Genomic DNA, 19,900 nt, shown 5'->3' with positions numbered 1-19,900 from the left:
CGCGGGTCGGGTCGGGCGGACCGCTCACATCTCGGGCGGTGCCGCCTCGGTCAGGGATCCGTCGGCCAGCCGCAGCCACCGCTCCACCCCCAGGCCGGCCAGGAACCGCTCGTCGTGGCTGACCACGACGAAGGCCCCCTGGTAGGCGTTGAGGGCACTTTCGAGCTGGCCGACGCTGACCAGGTCGAGGTTGTTGGTGGGTTCGTCGAGCAGCAGCAACTGCGGCGCGGGCTCACCGCACAGCACGCAGGCCAGGGTGGCGCGCAACCGCTCGCCCCCTGACAGGGCGCGGACCGGAAGATGGGCCCGGGCGCCGCGGAACAGGAAGCGGGCCAGCAGGTTCATCCGTTCGGGAGCCGGCAGGTCGGGCGCTGCCGCGGCGAAGTTGTCCGCCACGCTGGAATCCAGGTCCAACAGGTCCAGCCGCTGGGACAGATAGGCAACGCGGCCCGGCGAGCGCCTGATCCGCCCGCCGTCCGGGGTCAGATCGCCCGCCAGCAGGCGCAGCAGGGTGGTCTTCCCGGCTCCGTTGCCACCCACCAGGGCGATCCGCTCGGGGCCCCGGACGCCGAGGCTGATCCCGCTGCCCGCGAACAGCGGAGCACCGTCGCGCCGTACCTGCACGTCCTCGGCGACGAACAGATCGCGTCCGGTCGGTACCCGGGTGCCGGCCAGGTCCAAGGTCAGCCGCTCGTCATCACGCAGCGCACGTTCGGCCTGGTCGAGCCGGGTCCTGGCCTCGCTGACCCGGGCCGCGTGCACCTGACCGGAGCGGCCCGCCGACTCCTGGGCACCGCGCTTCATGTTCCCGGCGAAGATGCGCGGCAGTCCGGCACTCTTGAGATTGCGGGCGGCGTTGCCGGCCCGGCGTTCGGCTCGCTCGCGGGCCTGCTGCATCTCCCTCTTCTCGCGCTTCAGGTCCTGCTCGGCGCTGCGGGCGTTCTTCTGCGCGACCTCACGCTCATCCTGCACGGCCTCCTCGTACGCAGTGAAACTTCCCCCGTAGAGCCGTAGTTCGGTCGAGTCGAGTTCGGCGATACGGTCCATCCGATCGAGCAGCGCGCGGTCGTGACTGACCAGCAGCAGGCAGCCGGAGAATCCCGCCAGCACCTCGTGAAGCCGTCGGCGGGCCGGCAGGTCGAGATTGTTGGTGGGTTCGTCGAGCAGCAGGACGTCGGGCTCCTTGAGCAGTTGGGCCGCGAGGCCCAGCTGCACGATCTGGCCGCCGCTGAGCGTGCCCAGCCGCCGGGTCAGGGGTACGCCGCCCAGGCCGAGACGGTCGAGCTGGGCCAAGGAGCGTTCCTCGATGTCCCAGTCGTCGCCGATGGTGCTGAAGTGCTCCTCGGCCACGTCGCCGCGTTCCACCGCATCGATGGCGCGGACCACCTCGGCGACGCCGAGGACGTCGGCCACCGACAGGCCCGCGGTCATCGGTAGGTCCTGCGGCAGGTAGGCAGTCGTACCGCTGACCGTCACCGAACCGGCGGTGGGGGTCAGTTCTCCCGCGATCAGCTTGAACAGCGTGGTCTTGCCCGAGCCGTTGGGAGCGACCAGGCCGGTGCGGCCGGCGCCGACCGCGAAGGACAGCTCCCGGAAGACGGGGGTGTCGTCCACCCAGGAGAAGGACAGCTGGGAGCACACGATGGATGCATCGAACATGAGGACAACCCGAAGATGAAGGGGGCGGAGACACCTCGGCCCCGTGCAGGCAGGAAACGGGTACGACGAACCGGGCCCTCGCACAAGGCGCTCCAGCGCCCCACGACGGCCTCAAAACCGGGATCACCCGGAGATGTCGTCCTCGCCTGCCATGTCCGCACCACGCTGTCTGTCTAGAGGTTTGCCTCACACCAGCGTAGCAGTGCCGTGCCTCCGGATGCCGGAGACCTGCCTTGACGGGGCTGGGCCCAGATGTGAGTATCGTAACCGCTCAGACCGGTTACGAACGCGGGCCGCGGTGTTTCCCTCACACATGTTTACCTATCGAGGTGTGAATACATGAGAACTCCAGCCGAACCGCGCGATCTGACCGGCGCGGACTCCAAGAGGGGAGCGGACATGGCAGAGGACAATGACCGACGTAGTCGCGGAACCCCGGTGGGCCGCAGGATGCTGCTGGGCACGTTTGCCGCAGGCGTCGCGGGACTCGCGGCCGCACCCTACCTGCAACGCGAATGGGAGGGCCTCCTCGGAGCGGCCTCCCAGCACGACCCCACGGGCCTCACCGGCCTGCTGCCGGACCCCGGCGGCTTCCGCTACTACAGCATCGTCGGCTCGGTGCCCCGCAAGGACGAGAGCGACTACAGCCTGCGCATCGACGGCCTCGTCGACCGCCCGAACACCTACACCCTGCCGCAACTGCGCGCACTGCCGCAGCAACGCCTGGTCCGCGACGTGCAGTGCACCGACGGCTGGCGCGTGGACGACACCCCGTTCCAAGGAGTGCGGCTGGCCGATCTGCTCGACGCCGCCGGAGTGCGCCCCGAGGGCGCCGCCCTGCGCTTCACCTGCTTCGACGGGGCCTACAGCGAGAGCCTGACGCTGGAACAGGCCCGCCGCCCCGACGTCCTGGTGGCACTGGACATGCAGGACAAGCCGATCAGCCACGCACACGGCGGCCCGGTCCGCCTGTACGTGGCGCCGATGTACTTCTACAAGTCGGCCAAGTGGCTCTCCGGCATCACCGTGACCGACCGGGTGATCCCCGGCTACTGGGAGGGATACGGATATGACGTCGACGGCTGGCTCCAGGGCGCTGACCGCAGCGTCGGCACGGCATGACGGGACCGCACGCATCCGCCGCTTCGCGCGCGCCATGCGCTCGGTGCACCGGACCACCGGCGTGCTCATGCTGCTGGTCCTGACCACTGCGGCCTGCCTCTACATCGGCCCGCTCGCCCAACTCGTCGGACGACGGCGACTGATGATCACCGTTCACGAGTGGTCGGGTGTCGCCCTGCCTGTACCGCTGTTGCTCGGCCTGCTCTCCCGCGAGTTCCGCGCCGATCTGCGGCGCCTCAACCGCTTCGCGGCCTACGACCGGCAGTGGCTGAGGGCGGCTCGGCTGCGCCCGACCGGGCCGCAGGACCGGCCCGCCGGAAAATTCAACGCCGGCCAGAAGCTCTACGCGGGCTGGATCGCCGGAGCAGCCCTGGTCATGATGCTCACCGGACTGCTCATGTGGTTCACCCACCTGCTCCCCTTCCTCTCCCGCACCAGTGCGATCTTCATCCACGACTGCCTCGCCTGGGCGATGGCCGTCGTCCTGATCGGACACGTACGCCGCGCCCTGCGCGACCCCGAGGCACGGCGGGGCATGCGCACCGGCTACGTCAGCCGGCGCTGGGCGCGCAGCCACCACCCGCAGTGGCTCGAAGAAGAGCACCCGGACGGCAATACCGTGGTCGGGGGTACCGATCACGGCCGACCTTAGCGCCCTGGCCAGCAGTACCACCGGGGCCGACGGGAAGCCCTTGGGGACTCCCTTCCCCGCGCCGGCCGAGTGGGTGTCCGGGTGGGTGGCGAAGCGGCCCGCGTTCGATGTCTCGACCATCACCTACGGCCAGTTCGCCCAGCTCTTCAAGCAGTCCCGGAGCGAGTACGACAAGGTCATCGGCACGGACGATCCCGACCTGTCGGCGTTCCGCAGGGCCGGCGGCAAGCTCATCACCCACCACGGCACCGCTGACCAGTACATCGCCACCGACGGCACGGTGAAGTACCGTCAGCAGGTCGAGCAGCGGATGGGCGGCGCGAAGAAGACCGAGGACTTCTACCGGCTCTTCCTCGCGCCGGGCACCGCCCACTGCGGGCTCAACGGCCAGAACAGCGGCCTGGCGGCCCTGACCGCCTGGGTCGAGCACGGCAAGGCACCGAAGACGCTGGCGGCCACGCTGGCCACGGCCTCCGGGCAGAGCGTCAGCCGGAACCTGTGCGCCTACCCCTCGGTCTCGCGCTACAAGGGCGACGGTGACACCGCCGACGCCGCCAGCTTCCGCTGCACCCGGAGGCGGGTGGCACAGGTCAGCGCTCGGCCCGGGAACCACCGCGTCCGGTGCGTGCGGTTCGCCGGGTCGGCTCGCCCCGGACGGCGATACGTCAGGACGCGGTCACTTTCAGTCAATCGACTGATTCCCCCGGAACGGCCCTTTGCGAGGCTGGGGTGGTGGCCCCAACAGTGCAGGCCACCATCATGCTCGGAGGACCAATGGTGACCCGTACGCCCGTCTTGTTCATCCATGGCGCGTGGCTGCACGCGCTGTCGTGGGAATCCTGGACAGAGCGCTTCGCAGGACACGGCTACACCACCTGCGCCCCGGGGTGGCCCGACGAGCCGCCCACCGCGCGCGAGGCGCGCGAGCGTCCGGACGCCGTCCCCGACCTGGGTCTGGACGATCTCGTCGAGCACTTCGCCGCGATCGCGCGCTCCTTCGACGTCCCCCCGGTGATCATCGGGCACTCGGTCGGCGGACTGGTCGCCCAGCACCTGATCGGGGCCCGGCTGGGGCAGGCTGCCGTCGCCATCGCCCCGGCACCCATCAACGACATCGCCGTGCACACCCGCCACAGGTCCGCCACCGGCCCGGACCTGCTCTCCGCCGAGCAGTTCCGCGAGGTCTTCGCCAATGCCGCCGACGCCGGGGAGGCCCAACGGCTGTACGACAGGTACGCGGTACCCGTCTCGCACCGCCTGCTCGACGACCTCGGGTGCGGCGGCCGTCCACGCCGTCCCAGCGCTCGGGTGGACACCGGCAACACCGGGCGTGGACCGCTGCTGCTGGTCTCGGGCCAGGAGGACCTGTTGGTGCCCGACCACGTGACTCGCACCGTGTACAAGGAGTACGGCGACTCCACGGCCCTGACGGACCTCAAGCAGTTCGCGGACCGGGGCCACTCACTGGTCATCGACAGCGGCTGGCGATTCGTCGCCGACCACGTGCTCGGCTGGCTGACAGCGCGAGGCATCCGCCCCACAGAGCCCGGTTCCCGGGGCTGACGGTGCCGCGAGCGGGATCGCACCCGGGGCGCCGCGCCGGCCCCGCTCCCTACCCGTGGTACTCGTCAGGGCCTTCGCCCAACGCGTCGCGCAACGCCGCCCGGGTCGTGATACCGAGCTTGGGAAAGACCCGGTACAGGTGTGAGCTGACCGTCCGCGGGGACAGGTGCACCTGCTCGCCGATCTCCTTGTTGGTCAGACCTCTCGCGGCGAGACCGGCGATCCGCTGCTCCTGCCAGGTCAGCCCCGCCGCGGACGAGGGCCGGGTGGCCAGACCGGAGACACGTACCTCGGCTCGGGCCCGGTTGGCCCAGGCGGTGGCGCCGAGCCGCTCGAAGGCCTCGGCGGCACGCGTCAGTGCCTCCCGGGCGGCCCTGGGCCCCTGGGAGTGGCGGATGCGTACCCCATGGGCCAGCCGGATGCGCGCGAGCTCGAAGGGGAAACCGGCGTTGTCCGCAAGCGCCTCGGCCCGTTCGTACAAGGCGGTCGCCTCCTGGTCGTCGTCGGCCGTCATCGCCAGCGCCCCGTAGGTGATCAGGGCCAACCGCGGTGAGATGTCCTGCAAGCCGGCCTCCCTCGCGGCCAGGGCGTGCTGACGGGCCTGCTCCGCGCGCCCGGTGTGCAGTGCGGCCTCGACGAGATCGAGCAGGGTCCGGGAGGCCTGGTGGGCACAGGGCTCGAAGACACCGGGCGCGGTGATGCGGATCGCGCAGCGGTAGGCGCCCTCGTAGTCGCCCTCGCTCAACGCCGCCGTGGTGCCGACGGCGTCGGCGATCTGGGTCAGGAACCCCACCCCGCGCGGACGCGCCCAGGCCTCGACAGCGGCCTGCAGTTCGCGTGCGCGTTCCAACTGCCCACGCATCGCCGCGAGCTGAGCGAGGTAGGCGCGGCTGTGGTACGCGAAGAGCGCGTGGTCGCGTTCCGAGGCGAGATCCAGACCGCGCACCCCCGTCCGCTCGGCCTCCTCCCACTCGCCGGCGGCCATCTGGTCGAGCATGATCAGGTGCAGCATCGTCATGGCGGCCGCCGTGGCTCCGGTCTCCACCTCACGGTCCACCGAGCGCTGCAGGTAGGGGCGGTGCGGACCCAGCACGTCGAGGTGGTAGGCCGCCACGCTCAACCGGACGACGTCCCAGGGGTCGAGCAGAGTCAGGTCGGCGAACGCACGGTCCAGCCGCCGACGCACGCCTGCCCCGTGCCGCACCACATCGCTCCAGGCGTCGCGGTAGATCAGCGACTGCGCCGGGACCCGGTCCCCGGACTCCTCCAGCAGCCGGCGCGTCTGCTCCCAGGCCGCGGCGTCGGCCGTGTACTGGCAGGTGACCAGCAGCAGGTTCACCAGGCGGACCTCCACCCCTTCCGACCCGGGCCCGGCCTCGCCCTCCCGCAGGGCATCGAGCGCCGCCATGACCTGTCGGCGCGAGGTGCGGACCTCACCGTCGCGGTACAGCGACTCGTAGGCGGAGGCCACCATCGACGCCGGAAAACCCTGCCCGCCCCGGAGGACGTCGGAACGGGCCAGCCGCTGCGCCTGATCGGGAAGGGCGGCCTGCCCGGCGATGAAGGCCGCGTCGGCCAGGCGCCGCGACCGCTCCTCGCGGCTCTCACTCAGCTCCGCGGCTCGGGTCAGCCAGGCGATGGCCGCCAGCGCGCCGCCGCGCCGTGTCGCGAACTTCGCCGCCGTTTCGAGCTCGGCTGCCACCTGTTCGCTCGGGTCCACCGTCGAGGCGGCCAGGTGGGTGGCCCGTCGTTCGAGATCGTTCCGGTACACCCGGGCGAGCGTGGCATGCGCCTCACGCCGCTCGTTGGGGGTGGCCTTCTGCACGACCGTCGAACGCACCAGGGGGTGCCGGAAGACGAACTCCCCGCTCACCCGGTCGATGTCCAGCAGCCCGCAGAAGACGGCCTCGTCGGCATCGGCCATGCGGTAGCGGGTTTCCCGGGCCGTACGCGCCGCCGCTCCCGCTCCCACCCCGTCCAGCGCCCCGCGCAGCAGTTCCGTGCGCACCGACGCGTCGAGCGTCTCGATACGGGTGCCGTAGACGTACTCCAGTCGGCGGGGCAGCGGCACACTGTGGTGGCCCGGCAGCTCCGGTGCACCGTGCGCGGACCTACTGCTCAAGAAGGGCGGCAGTTCGAGCAAGGCCAGAGGGTTGCCCTGGGCCTCGCTGAGGACGGTCTGCCGGATCCGGGGATCCAGCTGCGGATGGTGCAGGTCGAGCAGCGCCTGCGAATCCTGTTCGGACAAGGTGCTGATGTGGAGTTCGGGCAGCGCGGCGGTGTCGAAAGGCGATGGCACGTCCGAGCGCAGGCCGATCAGGAACTTGACCGAGCCGCCGGTCAGCCTCCGAGCCACGAAGCCGCACACCTCGGCGCTGACCGCGTCCAACCAGTGGCCGTCGTCGAGGACCAGCAGCTGCGGCTTCTGTGCGGACGCCAGCGCGAGCAGATCCAGGACGGCGATGGCCAGGGTCATCACCGAGGGAGCCGGGCCCCGGTTCCGGCCGAGCACCACGTCGAAGACCGCGCGGTGGCCGGAATCCAGCCGGTCGAGATGTGGCAGCAGCGGGTACAGGAACTGGTGCAGGCCGGCGAACGCGAAGTCGGACTCCGCCTCCACGCCGAGCGCCCGCACCACCTGGTGGCCCTCCTGCTCGGCGCGGGCGACCACGTGGTCCAGAAGCGCGCTCTTGCCCACGCCGGTCTCCCCTTTGAGGACGAGCGACTGACCTCCCCCGCTCCCCACGAAGGACGACAACGCCTCTCGTTCTCGCTGCCGACCGACCAAGGAACCCACCAGTGCACCCATACCGCCCCATTCTCTGACCACCGGGCCGGCCGAGCGGCGCGACCGCTCGATCCACCGTCGTACCTGACGGGCCGACCGGCACGCGGCAGAACCGGTGAACTCCTCCGCAGTGGCCATGCATCGCACACGTGTCGCTACTCGATCCGACACTCATCGCGCAGCGTATAGGCAGATGGCAGCCCACGCCATCCCCTCCGGACCCGCCGGATGCCACCGGAATCCTGAATACGTGTCATGCTGGTGGACGGAAGTGTTCCCACTTCCCGGGCGACTGTATGAGCCATCGAACCAACCGGGCACGTCCATGGCGACGCCGGCGCGCACAGGTGTGAGTTTCCGCCGCGCATGCTCCGACCCGCGCAGGAGCAGGCACTCGCCCGTCCTGCCCAGGACCAGGAGATCCGACGTGGTGATCGTCGAGCAGCGCAGTTTGAAGAGCAGCAACCCGGTACTCTCGCGGAGCAGCGCCATGTGCCGGAGCGGCATGAAGACGGCGGCAGGCCGGGATCATCTGGTCCAGGCAACTGTCGGAGTGGACTGGGACGGATCCCTTGAACTGCTGCCCCGCCGGCCACGGCCGGGTCTTGACCCGGTGCCGGCGGCGGCCCCCCTGCTGACGCTGGAGGCCGTTGTGCGGCGGACAGCGGCGGCCCTGTCCGTGGCAGCAGTCGCCGCAGGCCTGGGGTGGACGTGCCGACCGGCCGACGCTCGGATCGGGTACGTGCTGGCCGGAGCTCTCGCCCTGGTGGCAGCCCTGCTCACGGTCGCCCGGCGCCGCAGCGCCGAGCCGGCTCCGGCCCTGACGTTCGCGTTCGCCGCGTGCGGAGGCGCGTTCCTCGGCCTGCTCCCGGGCGCCGTCGCGGTCCAGACCTCCTCAGGAGCGTGCCTCCAGACCGTCCTGGGCACGATGGCAGCCTCGGCCGGTGTGCTGACCGCTTACCGGCTACGCCTGATACGTATGACCCGCCGGTTCAGAGGCTACGTGCTGGCCGGCGTGCTGGCAGCCGCCCTCCTCGCAGGCGCGGACCGGGTCGCCGTGATGACGGCCGGCCCCGACAGCCTGGGCCTCCACAGTGCACATGACTGGGTGATCGGCGGCCTCTGCGCACTGGCCGGAATCCTTCTGACCACGCCCGGCATGTCCATCCACGTTCAGCGGATCGAAGAGATGATCAACGAGGGCCTGCCGGACCGTAGTTGCTGGACGGCGGCCTTCGGGCTCACCTTGACCCCGGCGTGGAGTTGCGTGGAGGCGGTGCGCGCGCTCACCCTCGCCTCGGCCGAGGACCTCTACTTCTGGTGAGCTGCTCGCACGCCCGCGTTTCGCGGCCATCCGTAGCCGACGGGGCCCGGTTCCGCCTCGGTGCCCGTCACCCCTTCGGCATCTCACCGTCGACAAGGAGCAAGACCATGTCCGGACAGCCCACAACCCTTTTCCAGAAGTCCTTCGAGGTTCGCTGGGACGACGTGGACGTCAACGGCCATCTGCGCAACACCCGCTACCTGGAGTACGCCTCCACCGCTCGGATGGCTCTTCTGGCCGCGCACGGATGGACCGTCCGCGACCTCCTCAAGGAGGGCTACACCGCGGTCATGCTGGGGGAGGAGGCGCAGTACCTGGCCGAGGTCCTCCCGGCGGAATGGGTGGAGGTCAGCTGCGAGTTCATCGCCGGCAGCGAGGACGGCTCCCGTTTCAGGTTCCGGCATGTCATCTCACGCGCGGACGGGTCACGTGCCGCAGTGGTCCATGCCATGGGCGCCTGGTTGAGCCTGGCGAACCGTCGGATCTTCTCGCCCCCCGAGCCGCTCAGGAAGGCACTGGAGAGCCTGCGAACCGCAGACTACGCGCCGCTGGGCGCCGAGCGCTGACCTGGGAGACCCGTACCGGTCCCTTCTGCGGGGCCGGGGTGCTGCGTTGCAGGCCTCGTCACGCTTGCGCAGTGGCTGTACTCCCCGGCGAAGGCGGGGATCCGGCAGCAGGGCGTCATGACCCGTCCCGGACCACGGTCAAGTGACTGATGTCGCGAACCGTCGCCGTGAGCGACAGTCGTGCCTGACGAAGTCGCTCTGCAGAAGGGAAACCCGCCATGACCGGCGAACAGTCCGGCCTTCGTGAGCGCCGCACGATGCCCCGGGAGGTGCCTGAGCTGACGCTGGTCGCGAAGCGGGTGCTGGACGGCCGTGCCTGGCGGCCCGTCCGGGCGGAGTTCCGCTTCGACCCGGCCACCCCCATGATCGTTTCCATGACCCTCGTGCCGGCCCGGGGGCCGAGCGTGGTGTGGCGCATCGGTCGTGGGCTGCTCCACCAGGGGTTCTTCGAGGAGAGCGGCGAAGGCTACGTGCAGGTGTGGCCCGTACCGGGACAGGAGGGCGTGACCGTCCGCCTTCTCCTGGAGTCGCGACAGTCCAGCGCCGTCCTGGAGCTGCCCGTACCGGCACTGGCGCACTGGATCGAGTCGACCTACGAGATCGTTCCAGCACATGCCGAGGGCGAGTCCCTGAACTGGGACGGATTCATCTCCGCGCTGCTCAACGGCTCGGGCCGGAACCGGGAGGACGAGAGCTGATCCAGCCGAGCAGGCATCGCGCAGCCGTACAACGATGCCCTCGTTGTGATGTCTTCCAGAGGGGGCGGCATGAGGACGTCCTCGTGAACGTCCTTCGCCGGGCATGCGTCGTTTGACGGCCCTCAACCAGGCCCGCAGCTCTGCGAATCGGTGAGTCATCCGACGGATGCGCGCGCTGGGCCCCGGTCGCCATCCTGAGGGGACCGGGCCTCTCCGAGGTCTTCCAACCACCACCGAAAGGGACACCCCCATGCCCAAGGTCTGGTTCGTCACCGGAAGTTCGCGCGGTCTGGGCCGTGCGATCGTCGAGGCCGCCCTCGAAGCCGGCGATCGTGTGATCGCCACAGCGCGCGACACCGCCCGGCTCGACGCGCAGGCACGCTACGGCGACGCCGTGCTACCGCTGCCGCTCGACGTCAGGGACGTCGACGCGGTGGAACGAGCGGTCGCCAAGGGAGTGGAGGCCTTCGGCCGCATCGACGTCGTGGTGAACAACGCCGGCTACGCGGACCTGGCCTCCATCGAGGACACCACACTCGATTCCTTCCGCGACCAGGTCGAGACCGACTTCTTCGGCGTCGTCAACGTCACCAAGGCCGTGCTGCCGCTCCTGCGCGCCCAGGGGTCGGGCCACATCATCCAGGTCTCCTCGGTCGGGGCACGGGTCACCACCCCGGGGCTGGCCGCCTATCAGAGCGCCAAGTGGGCCGTCAGCGGCTTCACCAGTGTGCTCGCCCAGGAGGTCGGCCCCCTGGGCATCAAGGTCACCGCCGTGGAGCCCGGCGGCATGGCCACCGACTGGGCGGGTGACTCCATGCACGTGCCAGCGGTGAGTGAGCCCTATCGTGCCACCGTGGGGGCATTCGTCGACATGCTCAGGTCGGGGGAGGCAGCCTCACACGTACCGGCCGCCGAACCGCGACGTGTGGCGGAGATCATCCACGGCCTGGCGACCCGCGACGACGCACCCGTGCGCCTCCTGATCGGTGCCGATGCCGCCCAGGTCGCCGCCGAGGCGGCCCGCCAGCAGGCCGACTCCGACGTCCGTTGGCACGAGCTGACCGTCTCGGCCACCGTGTGAGTCCGCTGCGCCCCTCGGCCCTCCCGCCCGACGCGGGAAGACCGAGGGGCGCCCGCTCACACCGATACCGACGCCACGAACGAACGCACCGCGTCCGAGAACTCGGCGGGCTGTTCCACGTGGCCGAAGTGCCCGCTGTCTTCCAGCACCGTCAGCCGGGACTGCGGGACCAGCGAGTGGATCTCCCGTGCCCACCGCGGTCCGCAGATGACGTCGTACGCTCCGACCACCACCAGGGTGGGGACCGCGAGCGAGGGGAGCGCCCCCCGGTCGTCGATGACGTCAGGATCCCCGTTCTCGTCCTGGGAGGAGATGTAGCTGCAGGCCACCGCGGCACGCAGGTCGCGGAACTCGTCCTCCCGGTCCCAGTAGTGGGCGAAGTAGACCGGCATCAACGCGCGCAGCGCCGCGGTCACCTTCTCGTCGTCGGTGAAGCTTCCGACGCTCTGCAGTCCGGCCAGAGCCGAGGGGAGTCCGGGCCGGCCCTCGTTGCGGAGCGCGAACTCCTGGACCCTGGCACCGGCCTCGGCCATGTGTTCGGCCCCTGTCACCGGAGCGCTCTCGTACAGCACCAGACCACGCAGCCGGTCGGGGTGGTGCAGGGCCACGTACTGCGCGACGAAGCCACCGTGGGAATGCCCCAGCAGGAACACCTGCGGCAGCGCCAGCGCGTCGATCAGGCCGAGCAGGCTGCGGGTGTAGCGCTCGCGGGTGTACCCGTGGGGGTGCGAAGGCAGCCGCTGGGACCCGCCGGTGCCCAGCGGCTCGACGTACACCATGGTCAGGTACTCCTCCAGGGCGGGTGCCCGCAGGTACTCCCAGTCCACTCCCGGTCCTCCGGGTACGGCCACGCAGGCCGGCCCCGATCCGTACACGTGGTAGCGCTGCCGCAGGCCGTCGATCAGGACTTCGTGGGCCCCGGGGGACAGCAGGTCAGATGTCTCGTCCGTCACCGAGATCCTCCATAGGTGTTCAGTTTTGTGAATACCTATCAGATCCCATGTGTGCTCAAAAGTGTGACCGTAGGCGTCGTGATACGTGTCACGTGGCTCTGTGTGTGAACCCTCGATCACCTGGGTGCCACCCCCTGGGCGGGCGGACGGTCACCGCCGCCCCCGAGCACGCTCCTTCTCGGTCAGACCGCCCCACACCCCGTACGTCTCATGGGAGCGCAGCGCGAAGTCGGCACAGGCCTCACGCACCGGGCACCGCGCGCACACCCTGCGGGCTGCGGCTTCACGGCTGTGCTTGGCCTCGCTGCGCTCGTCGGGCGGTGCGAAGAAGACAGAACTGTCCATGCCCCGGCAGGCGGCCACACTCTGCCAGGCCCACGTCTCCAGCGTGGGCACAACGAAGGGAGCATCCCCGGCACCCCCACGGCCGCCACGGCCGCCCGGTCGCGGGCAGGCGACACGGCGAGCCGGTAGCGCCTGGGGCATACCGGCCGGGGAGGATGTCGAGGCCGGGTACTCCAGCAGGTCGGTCTGTCCGATGGGGGCGGTGGCGCCGACAAGGCGCTGTTCTGGGCCGATACCGACTGCGGCGCGGCGAGTTTGCACGGTGGTCACAGGTCCTCCCGGGACACTCGAAATTGTCTGACAAGCCGGTTGGTCACGACGCGCGATGCGGCCCGCAGGAGCAGGAGCAGGAGCAGGAGCAAGAGCAGGAACGGGGTCGGGTACGGCCGTCGGTACATCCACCTTCGCAACGCCCGCAGCTACCGCGAATCCGTCAGATGACGGTCAAGATCGGGAACACCCGACCGACGGCGCACGCCATGACCCAATCTCACCCGGACGGTCAACTGACGGATGTAGCCGCCACGTTCCCTGGCCAGAGTGAGTGCAGTCGGGCAGAGCCTGCCCGCAGACCACCACCGTGACCCCGCGCTCCCTTCATTCCGGACGGACGCGTACCCGCACCTGGAGATCCCGTGACAGTCGTCAACTTCCACCTGCTGTCCTCGCTGAGCCCGACCGCCGTGCTGGAGGTCCTCACCGACTTCAGCGCTGCCCGGGCCGAGGCGTGGCCCACCATCGACGCGGACCACTTCGAGGTGCACGGCCTCGGCGAGGGCTGGGCCGAGGTGACCGAGGGCACCGCCGCCGCCTGGGAACGCGCCCGCTACGACTGGCAGCCCGGTGGCAACGAGGTGACCATCACCACCCTGGACTCCAAGATCTTCGGCCCTGGGGGAGGATGGCTGTTCCGGCTGACCCCCGAGGCGGACGGGACCCGCGTCGACATCCGGCTGACCAGGGAGCCGGGCTCCCTGAAGGGAAAGCTGCTGGCGTCGCTGCTCCCCGCGATCGCCCCGTCGTCCCTGCGCAAGTCCTTCGCCGGCCCTCTGCAGGCCCGCTGACTGCCCCATGAAGAGCTTCGCCGAGGCCGTTTGCGAGGTGTCGGCAGACGGTCGTTCATGGGCCGTCAGATGACTGATGCCGCCCGGGGACTGGTTCAGGAAATGTCATGGCCAGCCGGTCCGTCCGTGCGGCCCCTGCACGGACGGTCGTCAAGCAAGGAACTCTCGAAGAAGGAAGAACCCTCATGGGATCCAGGTTGAAAACTTTGCGGCTGTTCCCGCTGGCGCTGATGACAGCGCTTGCCGTCCTGCTGTTCACGAGTACGTCGGCGTCCGCCACCGCCCCCGGTGAAAGCACGCAATGGGCCAACGAGATCGAAGGCGGGCACGCGGCGTACGCCGAGGGCAACATATCGGAGGCACGCAACCCCGGAACCGGGGCCCTCATGCAGGTGTGGCACGGGTGGGGCACCGGCAACATGTACATCGCGCTCGATCACGGCACGACGTACCTGATGGACGGCCTCACCAACTCTTCCCCGCAAATCGTCTGGCTCGGCCACGGCGGCAACGATTTCATGCTCTTCCACACCGGAACGAACGGATTCATCTTCTACGCGTTCGGCTCCATCTCCTACGCGAACAACGGCGCGCGTTTCCCGGAGGTCAGTGACTGGCAGCAGGTTCCCAACGGTGCGGCAACTCCCAACAGTCGGTCAGTCGCGGTGACATCCCTTCCCAACAACGGCGTCTTCCTCGCCTTCCGGGGGGCCAGCAGCCAGGAGATCTGGGGGATGTTCTACAACGGGCAGAACGGTCGGTGGGATCTGCCCACCGTCACGTTGGGGGCCACGAGCGACTCTTCCCCCGCTCTGTCCTACAGCCCGAGCGCCCGCATCCTCCTGCTCGCCTACCGCGGTCTGGACAACCAGGTGAACGTCATTCGTCAGGACTACGGTTCGGGCGTCTGGTACGGGCGCCAGATCCTGGCAGGACTCTCGACCGACGCGCAGCCGGCCATCGCGATGGCCCCCAACGGCTGGGGCCAGGTCGCGGCCCGGGAGCAGGGATCAAATCTCCTGGGGCTGAACACGATCCTGGAATCCGGCGGGTCGTACGGGTGGGCCCACGAGGCCAACGGCCTGGTCGCACGCTACGGCCCGACGCTCGTCATGTACGCCTACACGGCCTACCTCATCGCGACCACTGCCAACGGCGCCGTCCTGTGGAAGCAGTCGAGGGAGTTCTGACGGAGCAGTCCCGCCCTCCGGCGAGAACCTGGCGGGCCGCAACCATCCGGCTGCGGCCCGCCAGTGCTGTGGAGAGCACGGTTCGGGGCCTCGTCCCGACGCGCGTCCGCGCCGTCGCGGCGTAGTCCGAGAACTACTGCAACGCCTGGACGGCGTCCGGCGCGCGGTCCGCTGCAAGGGCGACGGGCCCCGGGTGGCCGGCCGGTGTGACCCAGGACACAGAATCGGGGTGCATAGCGGAGCGAGGTCCAGCGTCTTTATCAGGGGTACAGGGACGCGTTCGCGGTCGTGTGGCGGTGCGCGCGATCGATGACGCGTGCGCCGCCCTCGGCTCCGAAATACCGCGACAGGAGCCGACATCGCTCGGCGGGGAGGCAAGGGACCGAGGTTGACGGGGCAGTTGCGGGCCGACGAGTTCGACCGCTTCGTGGCGGCCCGCTGGCCGGTGCTCCTCCATCTGGCGCGGCTGCTGACGGGCGGGGACCGGCACCGGGCCGAGGACCTGCTGCAGGAGGCGCTCGTCAAGCTGTGGTTCGCCTGGCCGAGGGTCGCCGAGCAGGCGCCCGAGGCGTACGTACGCAAGATCCTGGCCCGCGCCGCAGCCCGCTCGGCACGGCGCCGCTGGTGGGGCGAGCAGCCGGTCGGCCGGCTGCCCGACCCGCCCGGGCCGGCGGACGAAGCCGCGGCCGTGGACGAACGGACCGGGTTGGAAGCCGTGTTGGCGCTGCTTCCGGCGCGGCAGCGGGCCGCGGTGGTGCTGCGCTACTACCAGGACCTGCCCGAGGGGCAGGTCGCAGAGGTGCTCGGCTGCCCGCTGGGTACCGCCCGGTCGCTCACGGCCCGTGGTGTCGCGCGGTTGCGGCAACTGCTGGCCGAGCCGGCCGGCCCGGTCGAGTGAGGAGGGGAGCCATGGATCGCTTCGAGCAGGAGCTGGTGCGAATGATGCGCGCCGGGCAGGAGGACGCGCGGTACGAGGACCGCCACCGGGACCGCCTGCACGTCGGCGTGCGCGCCCGGGAGCGGACCCGGAGGGCCTGGATGGCCGCCTGGTCCGTGGTGACCGCCGTCGGACTCTGCATCGTGCTGCTGGTCCTGGCGAGTTCCTTCTCCCGGGGCGGGGTCCCCAGCCCCCAGCCCCGTCCGCTCGTCTCCGCCCAGTCGGTGACGTCGACGTCGGCGTCGACATCACCGGGCCGCCCGGCCCCCGCCGAGGGGGCGCCGGCACCGTACCGCGTGTCGACGCCCGGTCACGTCCCGGGACCGAGCCGGATCCCGGCCACCCCGACGGATGCCGGCAGTCGCGACGGATGAGGAAAGCCCCGGGCGGCGGGCACCCGACCTCCGCTCGTCCCGCCCTCCCGAGGAGAAGGCCCACTTCGTGATCCCCAAGAACGCGACCCCCTCCGCCGGCCTGCCGCAGCAGGCGGCCGGGCACCGGCCGACGCCCGGGGAGCAGCAACTGCCCGGCGCCGGGCACGTCGCGCCACTGCACCTCTCCGTGCGCGACCGCCTGGTGGCGCCGTTTCCCGAACCCGGTTCACGGATGCGGCACACCCTCGGACTGTCTCCGGCGGCCGTGCGCCGGTTGGCGCGCTGGTCCGGCTGGGGCGGGCCGCTGCTGGTGACGTTCCTCGCCGGACTGTCGCGCTTCTGGCGTCTGGACAGCCCGCAGGCGCTCGTATTCGACGAGACGTACTACGCCAAGGACGCCTGGTCCCTGCTCCGCCTCGGCTACGAGGGCAGTTGGCCGGACCGCCTGGTCTCCGACCCGCAGATCCTGGGCAGCCCCCAGGTGATCCCCCTGTCCGACTCCGGGGCCTTCGTCGCGCACCCGCCGACGGGCAAGTGGGTGATCGCCCTCGGCGAGTGGATGTTCGGACTCGGCCCGTTCGGCTGGCGCTTCATGACGGCGGCGCTGGGCACCCTGTCGGTGCTGATGCTGTGCCGCACGGGGCGCCGCCTGTTCCGTTCGACGTTGCTGGGGTGCCTGGCCGGGGGACTGATGGCACTGGACGGCCTGCACTACGTGATGAGCCGCACCGCGCTGCTCGACCTCGTGGTGATGGTCTTCGCGCTGGCGGCCTTCGGGTCCCTGCTCGTCGACCGGGACCGCACGCGCGCCCGGCTCGCGGCCGCCCTGCCGCCGGACGGGGCCGACCGGGCCTACCTGGCCGGGCACATCGGTGACCGCGCCGGGACGGGTCCGCGGCCCTGGCGCCTCGCGGCCGGACTCTTCCTCGGACTATCGGCCTCGGTCAAGTGGAACGGCCTGTACTTCCTGGCCTTCTTCCTCGTCCTCACCCTGGTGTGGGACGTCGGCGCCCGCCACACCGCGGGGGCGCGTCACCCCTACCGCTCGGTGCTGCGCAAGGACTGCTGGTCGGCACTGTCCCTGGCCGTGGTCGCCGCCCTGACCTATCTGGCGACCTGGACCGGCTGGCTCAGGTCCGGCCAGGGGTACGGGCGGCACTGGGCCGACGGCCGCGGCGGCACCTGGTCGTGGATTCCGGCCCCGCTCCGCAGCCTGTGGCACTACGAGCACGCGGTGTACCAGTTCAACGTGGGGCTGCACACACCCCACCCCTACGAGTCGAACCCCTGGAGCTGGCTGGTTCTCGGCCGTCCCGTGCTCTTCCACTACGTGCAGGCGGAGCCCGGCACCGCCGGCTGTCACACCGCAACCGCCTGCTCGCAGACGGTCCTCGCCCTGGGGACACCCCTCCTGTGGTGGTCGGCCTGCTGCGCGCTCGTCCACCTGCTCTACCGGTGGGCACTGCGGCGCGACTGGCGTTCCGGCGCCGTCCTGTGCGGAGTGGGAGCCGGCTATCTGCCCTGGTTCCTGTATCAGGACCGTACGATCTTCTCCTTCTACGCGGTCGCCTTCGTGCCCTACCTGTGCCTGGCCCTGACGATGATGCTGGGCGCCCTGCCGGGGCCGCCGGGGGCGAGCGACCGGCGCCGCGTCCGGGGTGCGGTGGTGGCAGGGGTGCTCGTGCTGCTGATCGGCTGGAACTTCGTCCACTTCGTTCCGATCTACACGGGGGAGAGCATCCCGTACGAGGACTGGCGCGCCCGGTTGTGGCTGGACAGCTGGTACTGAGCCTTGCCGGATGTCCGGTCGGAGACGGGTGCCGCCGACTCCGCTGACTTCGCGGGCTGAGGCACACGGCCAGGCCACCCCGCGCCTGGTGGACACGTACCACCCCTGTCGCAGGCCGCTCGGCAGCCTGCTGCGCAGCTCGCCGGGGACGTGTCGTGATCACGCAGTCGGGGTGTCTTCATGCTCGGGTTCCTGCCCTGGGGCAGCCGGCCTCGCGGGGCCGGGGGTGCCGAGGCGGTTGATGTCGGAGCTGTGCAGCACGTGAGGGCCCTGGCCGTCGAGTCCCACGGTGGCGACCATCGCCCGTCCCAGCTGCTCGGCGGTTGTGGTGTGCCGTGGCGCGAGCCGGTGCAGGAGCGGGTAGAGCCATGACGTGAGGCGGTAGGTCCAGCGGTAGGCCGTGGTCTTGGAGACGGCACCACCGCCGGGGCGGATGTATCCGGGGCGGAACATGTAGGCGTGCACGGGCAGGGCCAGCAGGTCGTTCTCGGTGCGGCCCTTGACCCTCGCCCACATCGTGCGGGACGTTCCCGTGCTGTCGGTTCCCTCGCCGGAGACGTAGGTGAAGGTCAAGGAGGGGTTGTCGGCGCTCACCGCGTGTGCGGCCGCCAGGGTGCAGCTGTGCGTGATGCGGGTGTACTCCGCCTCGCTGCGGCCCGCCGCGGAGACGCCGAGGCAGTAGAAGCACGCGTCGAGGCCGCGCAGTTCGTCCTGGAGTGCGCCGAAGTCGGTGAAGTCGGCGTGGGTGATCTCGCGGACTTTCGGGTGGGTGGTGTTCAGCGGGGTGCGTCCGATGACCAGGACATCCTCTACGCGCGGATCGCGCAGGCAGGCGTCGAGGACCGCGTGCCCCACCATGCCGGACGCTCCGAAGACGGCTACTCGCATGCTGCTCTCCTGTACGGGGGTGTGCCGGTGCTGGTGCCGTTGCCGGACGGTGGCGGGGGCGGGCTGACGGCCGGGGTGGTCACGTCGCGGGCCCGGCGGGGGTCCCGGCGATGAGGGTGGTGATCATGTCTTCGAGGGTGGGGGCGAAGTCCATGCGCAGGGCCGCGAGCGAGGGGTCGGCCGCGTAGGCGGTGAGCATGGCCCGGGATGGCTGGGAGTGGATCCACACCGCTCCGATCACCAGCACGATCTGGGCGCACAGCCGGGTGGCCCGGTCGTGTAGTTCGGGCAGGTGTTCGCGGGCCAGGGCGGCCAGGGCGTCGACGTTGGCGAGGGCGGCCCGCTTGTACTTGGCGGCCACGTCGGGGGAGACGTTGTGCTCCAGGACGCCGGCCTGGGCGCTGAGCAGGTCGCAGAGCCTGCGGTCGGCCGCGAGCGAGCGGGTGAGTACGGCCGCGAAGGCCCGAGCGCGCTCCGCCCGGTCGGCCCTCGGCTGCATCGCGGCCTCCAGCGGCGCGGGGAGATCGTTCGTCCACCGCCGCCAGTCCTGGTCGAGCAGTTCCAGCAGGATCTCCTCGCGCGAGTCGAAGTAGCGCAGCACGTTGGACTTGGCCAGGCCCACCCGGCGGCCGATCTCGTTCAGGCTGACCGCGCTCGCCGGCATCTCGTCGCACATCTGCGCAGTGGTGTCGAGGATCGCGCGCCGTCGGATCTGACGCTGCTCCTCGCTGCGTGCCCTTTGGAAGGTCGTCATGCCGTCCATATTACAGACTGGCGGTCTGTTGACAATAAACCGGCGGTCTCTTAACGTTTCGGCAGACAAGAGACCGGCGGTCTACTAACCGGCGGGGCGGCGGCGCCCCGCGGTCTGACCACCGGCCGCACCCTCCCGGCGCGGGAGGTGAAC

19 protein-coding genes are annotated in these 19,900 nt (G+C 70.4%); 13 read left to right on the top strand and 6 right to left on the bottom strand.

The genetic code is table 11. The features are described 5' to 3' along the window. Window positions 1-24: 24 nt before the first annotated feature. On the bottom strand, window positions 25-1,659 hold the full coding sequence (locus tag ACFUK0_RS03840; RefSeq protein WP_380246410.1) for an ABC-F family ATP-binding cassette domain-containing protein: 1,635 nt from the start codon (window positions 1,657-1,659) through the stop codon (window positions 25-27). A 399-nt stretch (window positions 1,660-2,058) separates the two neighbouring features. On the opposite strand from ACFUK0_RS03840, the gene ACFUK0_RS03835 reads away from it, so the two are divergent. The 4 genes from ACFUK0_RS03835 to ACFUK0_RS03820 all read left to right on the top strand — a co-directional run bounded on the left by ACFUK0_RS03835 (window position 2,059) and on the right by ACFUK0_RS03820 (window position 4,996). Then, window positions 2,059-2,781, top strand: coding sequence for a molybdopterin-dependent oxidoreductase (locus ACFUK0_RS03835; protein WP_380246409.1), 723 nt, complete (start codon window positions 2,059-2,061; stop codon window positions 2,779-2,781). Continuing rightward, window positions 2,729-3,433, top strand: coding sequence for a cytochrome b/b6 domain-containing protein (locus ACFUK0_RS03830; protein WP_380246408.1), 705 nt, complete (start codon window positions 2,729-2,731; stop codon window positions 3,431-3,433). The genes ACFUK0_RS03835 and ACFUK0_RS03830 overlap by 53 nt, the downstream gene beginning before the upstream one ends. 85 nt (window positions 3,434-3,518) lie before the next feature. Then, a complete protein-coding gene (locus ACFUK0_RS03825) occupies window positions 3,519-4,214 on the top strand; it encodes a tannase/feruloyl esterase family alpha/beta hydrolase (RefSeq protein ID WP_380246407.1) in 696 nt (231 codons plus the stop codon). After that, the gene (locus ACFUK0_RS03820; protein WP_380246406.1) at window positions 4,211-4,996 is read left to right on the top strand and encodes an alpha/beta hydrolase; all 786 of its coding nucleotides are present in this window, start codon (window positions 4,211-4,213) and stop codon (window positions 4,994-4,996) included. Before ACFUK0_RS03825 ends, ACFUK0_RS03820 begins: the two co-directional genes overlap by 4 nt. Window positions 4,997-5,045: 49 nt before the next feature. On the opposite strand, the gene ACFUK0_RS03815 is transcribed toward ACFUK0_RS03820, so the two are convergent. Then, window positions 5,046-7,805: an AAA family ATPase gene (locus ACFUK0_RS03815; protein ID WP_380246405.1), complete on the bottom strand. Its 2,760-nt coding sequence runs from the start codon at window positions 7,803-7,805 to the stop codon at window positions 5,046-5,048. Window positions 7,806-7,920: 115 nt separating this feature from the next. On the opposite strand from ACFUK0_RS03815, the gene ACFUK0_RS03810 reads away from it, so the two are divergent. The 4 genes from ACFUK0_RS03810 to ACFUK0_RS03795 all read left to right on the top strand — a co-directional run bounded on the left by ACFUK0_RS03810 (window position 7,921) and on the right by ACFUK0_RS03795 (window position 11,453). Further along, window positions 7,921-9,108: a Bax inhibitor-1/YccA family protein gene (locus ACFUK0_RS03810; RefSeq protein WP_380246404.1), complete on the top strand. Its 1,188-nt coding sequence runs from the start codon at window positions 7,921-7,923 to the stop codon at window positions 9,106-9,108. A gap of 107 nt (window positions 9,109-9,215) precedes the next feature. Then, on the top strand, window positions 9,216-9,674 hold the full coding sequence (locus tag ACFUK0_RS03805) for an acyl-CoA thioesterase (RefSeq protein WP_380246403.1): 459 nt from the start codon (window positions 9,216-9,218) through the stop codon (window positions 9,672-9,674). A gap of 218 nt (window positions 9,675-9,892) precedes the next feature. Further along, window positions 9,893-10,372: an SsgA family sporulation/cell division regulator gene (locus ACFUK0_RS03800; RefSeq protein WP_380246402.1), complete on the top strand. Its 480-nt coding sequence runs from the start codon at window positions 9,893-9,895 to the stop codon at window positions 10,370-10,372. A gap of 250 nt (window positions 10,373-10,622) precedes the next feature. Next, window positions 10,623-11,453, top strand: a complete 831-nt coding sequence (locus tag ACFUK0_RS03795) for an SDR family NAD(P)-dependent oxidoreductase (RefSeq protein ID WP_380246401.1) — start codon at window positions 10,623-10,625, stop codon at window positions 11,451-11,453. Window positions 11,454-11,509: 56 nt separating this feature from the next. On the opposite strand, the gene ACFUK0_RS03790 is transcribed toward ACFUK0_RS03795, so the two are convergent. Next, window positions 11,510-12,406: an alpha/beta fold hydrolase gene (locus ACFUK0_RS03790; protein WP_380246400.1), complete on the bottom strand. Its 897-nt coding sequence runs from the start codon at window positions 12,404-12,406 to the stop codon at window positions 11,510-11,512. A gap of 150 nt (window positions 12,407-12,556) precedes the next feature. Continuing rightward, entirely contained in the window at window positions 12,557-12,892 is a 336-nt protein-coding gene (locus ACFUK0_RS03785; RefSeq protein ID WP_380246444.1) for a WhiB family transcriptional regulator, read from the bottom strand. Window positions 12,893-13,386: 494 nt separating this feature from the next. Here ACFUK0_RS03785 and ACFUK0_RS03780 point away from each other — a divergent pair, with 494 nt between their 5' ends. The 5 genes from ACFUK0_RS03780 (at window position 13,387) to ACFUK0_RS03760 (ending at window position 18,105) form a co-directional block, all read left to right on the top strand. Further along, window positions 13,387-13,815, top strand: a complete 429-nt coding sequence (locus tag ACFUK0_RS03780; RefSeq protein WP_380246399.1) for a hypothetical protein — start codon at window positions 13,387-13,389, stop codon at window positions 13,813-13,815. A gap of 185 nt (window positions 13,816-14,000) precedes the next feature. Further along, on the top strand, window positions 14,001-15,005 hold the full coding sequence (locus ACFUK0_RS03775; RefSeq protein ID WP_380246398.1) for a hypothetical protein: 1,005 nt from the start codon (window positions 14,001-14,003) through the stop codon (window positions 15,003-15,005). A gap of 388 nt (window positions 15,006-15,393) precedes the next feature. After that, a complete protein-coding gene (locus ACFUK0_RS03770; protein ID WP_380246397.1) occupies window positions 15,394-15,903 on the top strand; it encodes a SigE family RNA polymerase sigma factor in 510 nt (169 codons plus the stop codon). An 11-nt stretch (window positions 15,904-15,914) separates the two neighbouring features. Next, the gene (locus ACFUK0_RS03765) at window positions 15,915-16,316 is read left to right on the top strand and encodes a hypothetical protein (protein ID WP_380246396.1); all 402 of its coding nucleotides are present in this window, start codon (window positions 15,915-15,917) and stop codon (window positions 16,314-16,316) included. A 232-nt stretch (window positions 16,317-16,548) separates the two neighbouring features. After that, window positions 16,549-18,105, top strand: a complete 1,557-nt coding sequence (locus ACFUK0_RS03760; protein WP_380246443.1) for a dolichyl-phosphate-mannose--protein mannosyltransferase — start codon at window positions 16,549-16,551, stop codon at window positions 18,103-18,105. A 159-nt stretch (window positions 18,106-18,264) separates the two neighbouring features. Here the strand turns inward: ACFUK0_RS03760 and ACFUK0_RS03755 are convergent, their stop codons facing one another. Both ACFUK0_RS03755 and ACFUK0_RS03750 read right to left on the bottom strand, forming a co-directional pair. After that, window positions 18,265-18,993, bottom strand: a complete 729-nt coding sequence (locus ACFUK0_RS03755) for an NAD-dependent epimerase/dehydratase family protein (protein WP_380246395.1) — start codon at window positions 18,991-18,993, stop codon at window positions 18,265-18,267. A gap of 79 nt (window positions 18,994-19,072) precedes the next feature. Further along, the gene (locus tag ACFUK0_RS03750; protein ID WP_380246394.1) at window positions 19,073-19,747 is read right to left on the bottom strand and encodes a TetR family transcriptional regulator; all 675 of its coding nucleotides are present in this window, start codon (window positions 19,745-19,747) and stop codon (window positions 19,073-19,075) included. Between the last annotated feature and the right edge of the window lie 153 nt (window positions 19,748-19,900).

It is taken from the genome of Kitasatospora sp. NPDC057223 (genome assembly GCF_042669755.1).
GTDB lineage: Bacteria > Actinomycetota > Actinomycetes > Streptomycetales > Streptomycetaceae > Kitasatospora.
Note: the sequence above shows the minus strand (reverse complement) of the source record. Positions and strands in the feature narration are given on the sequence as shown.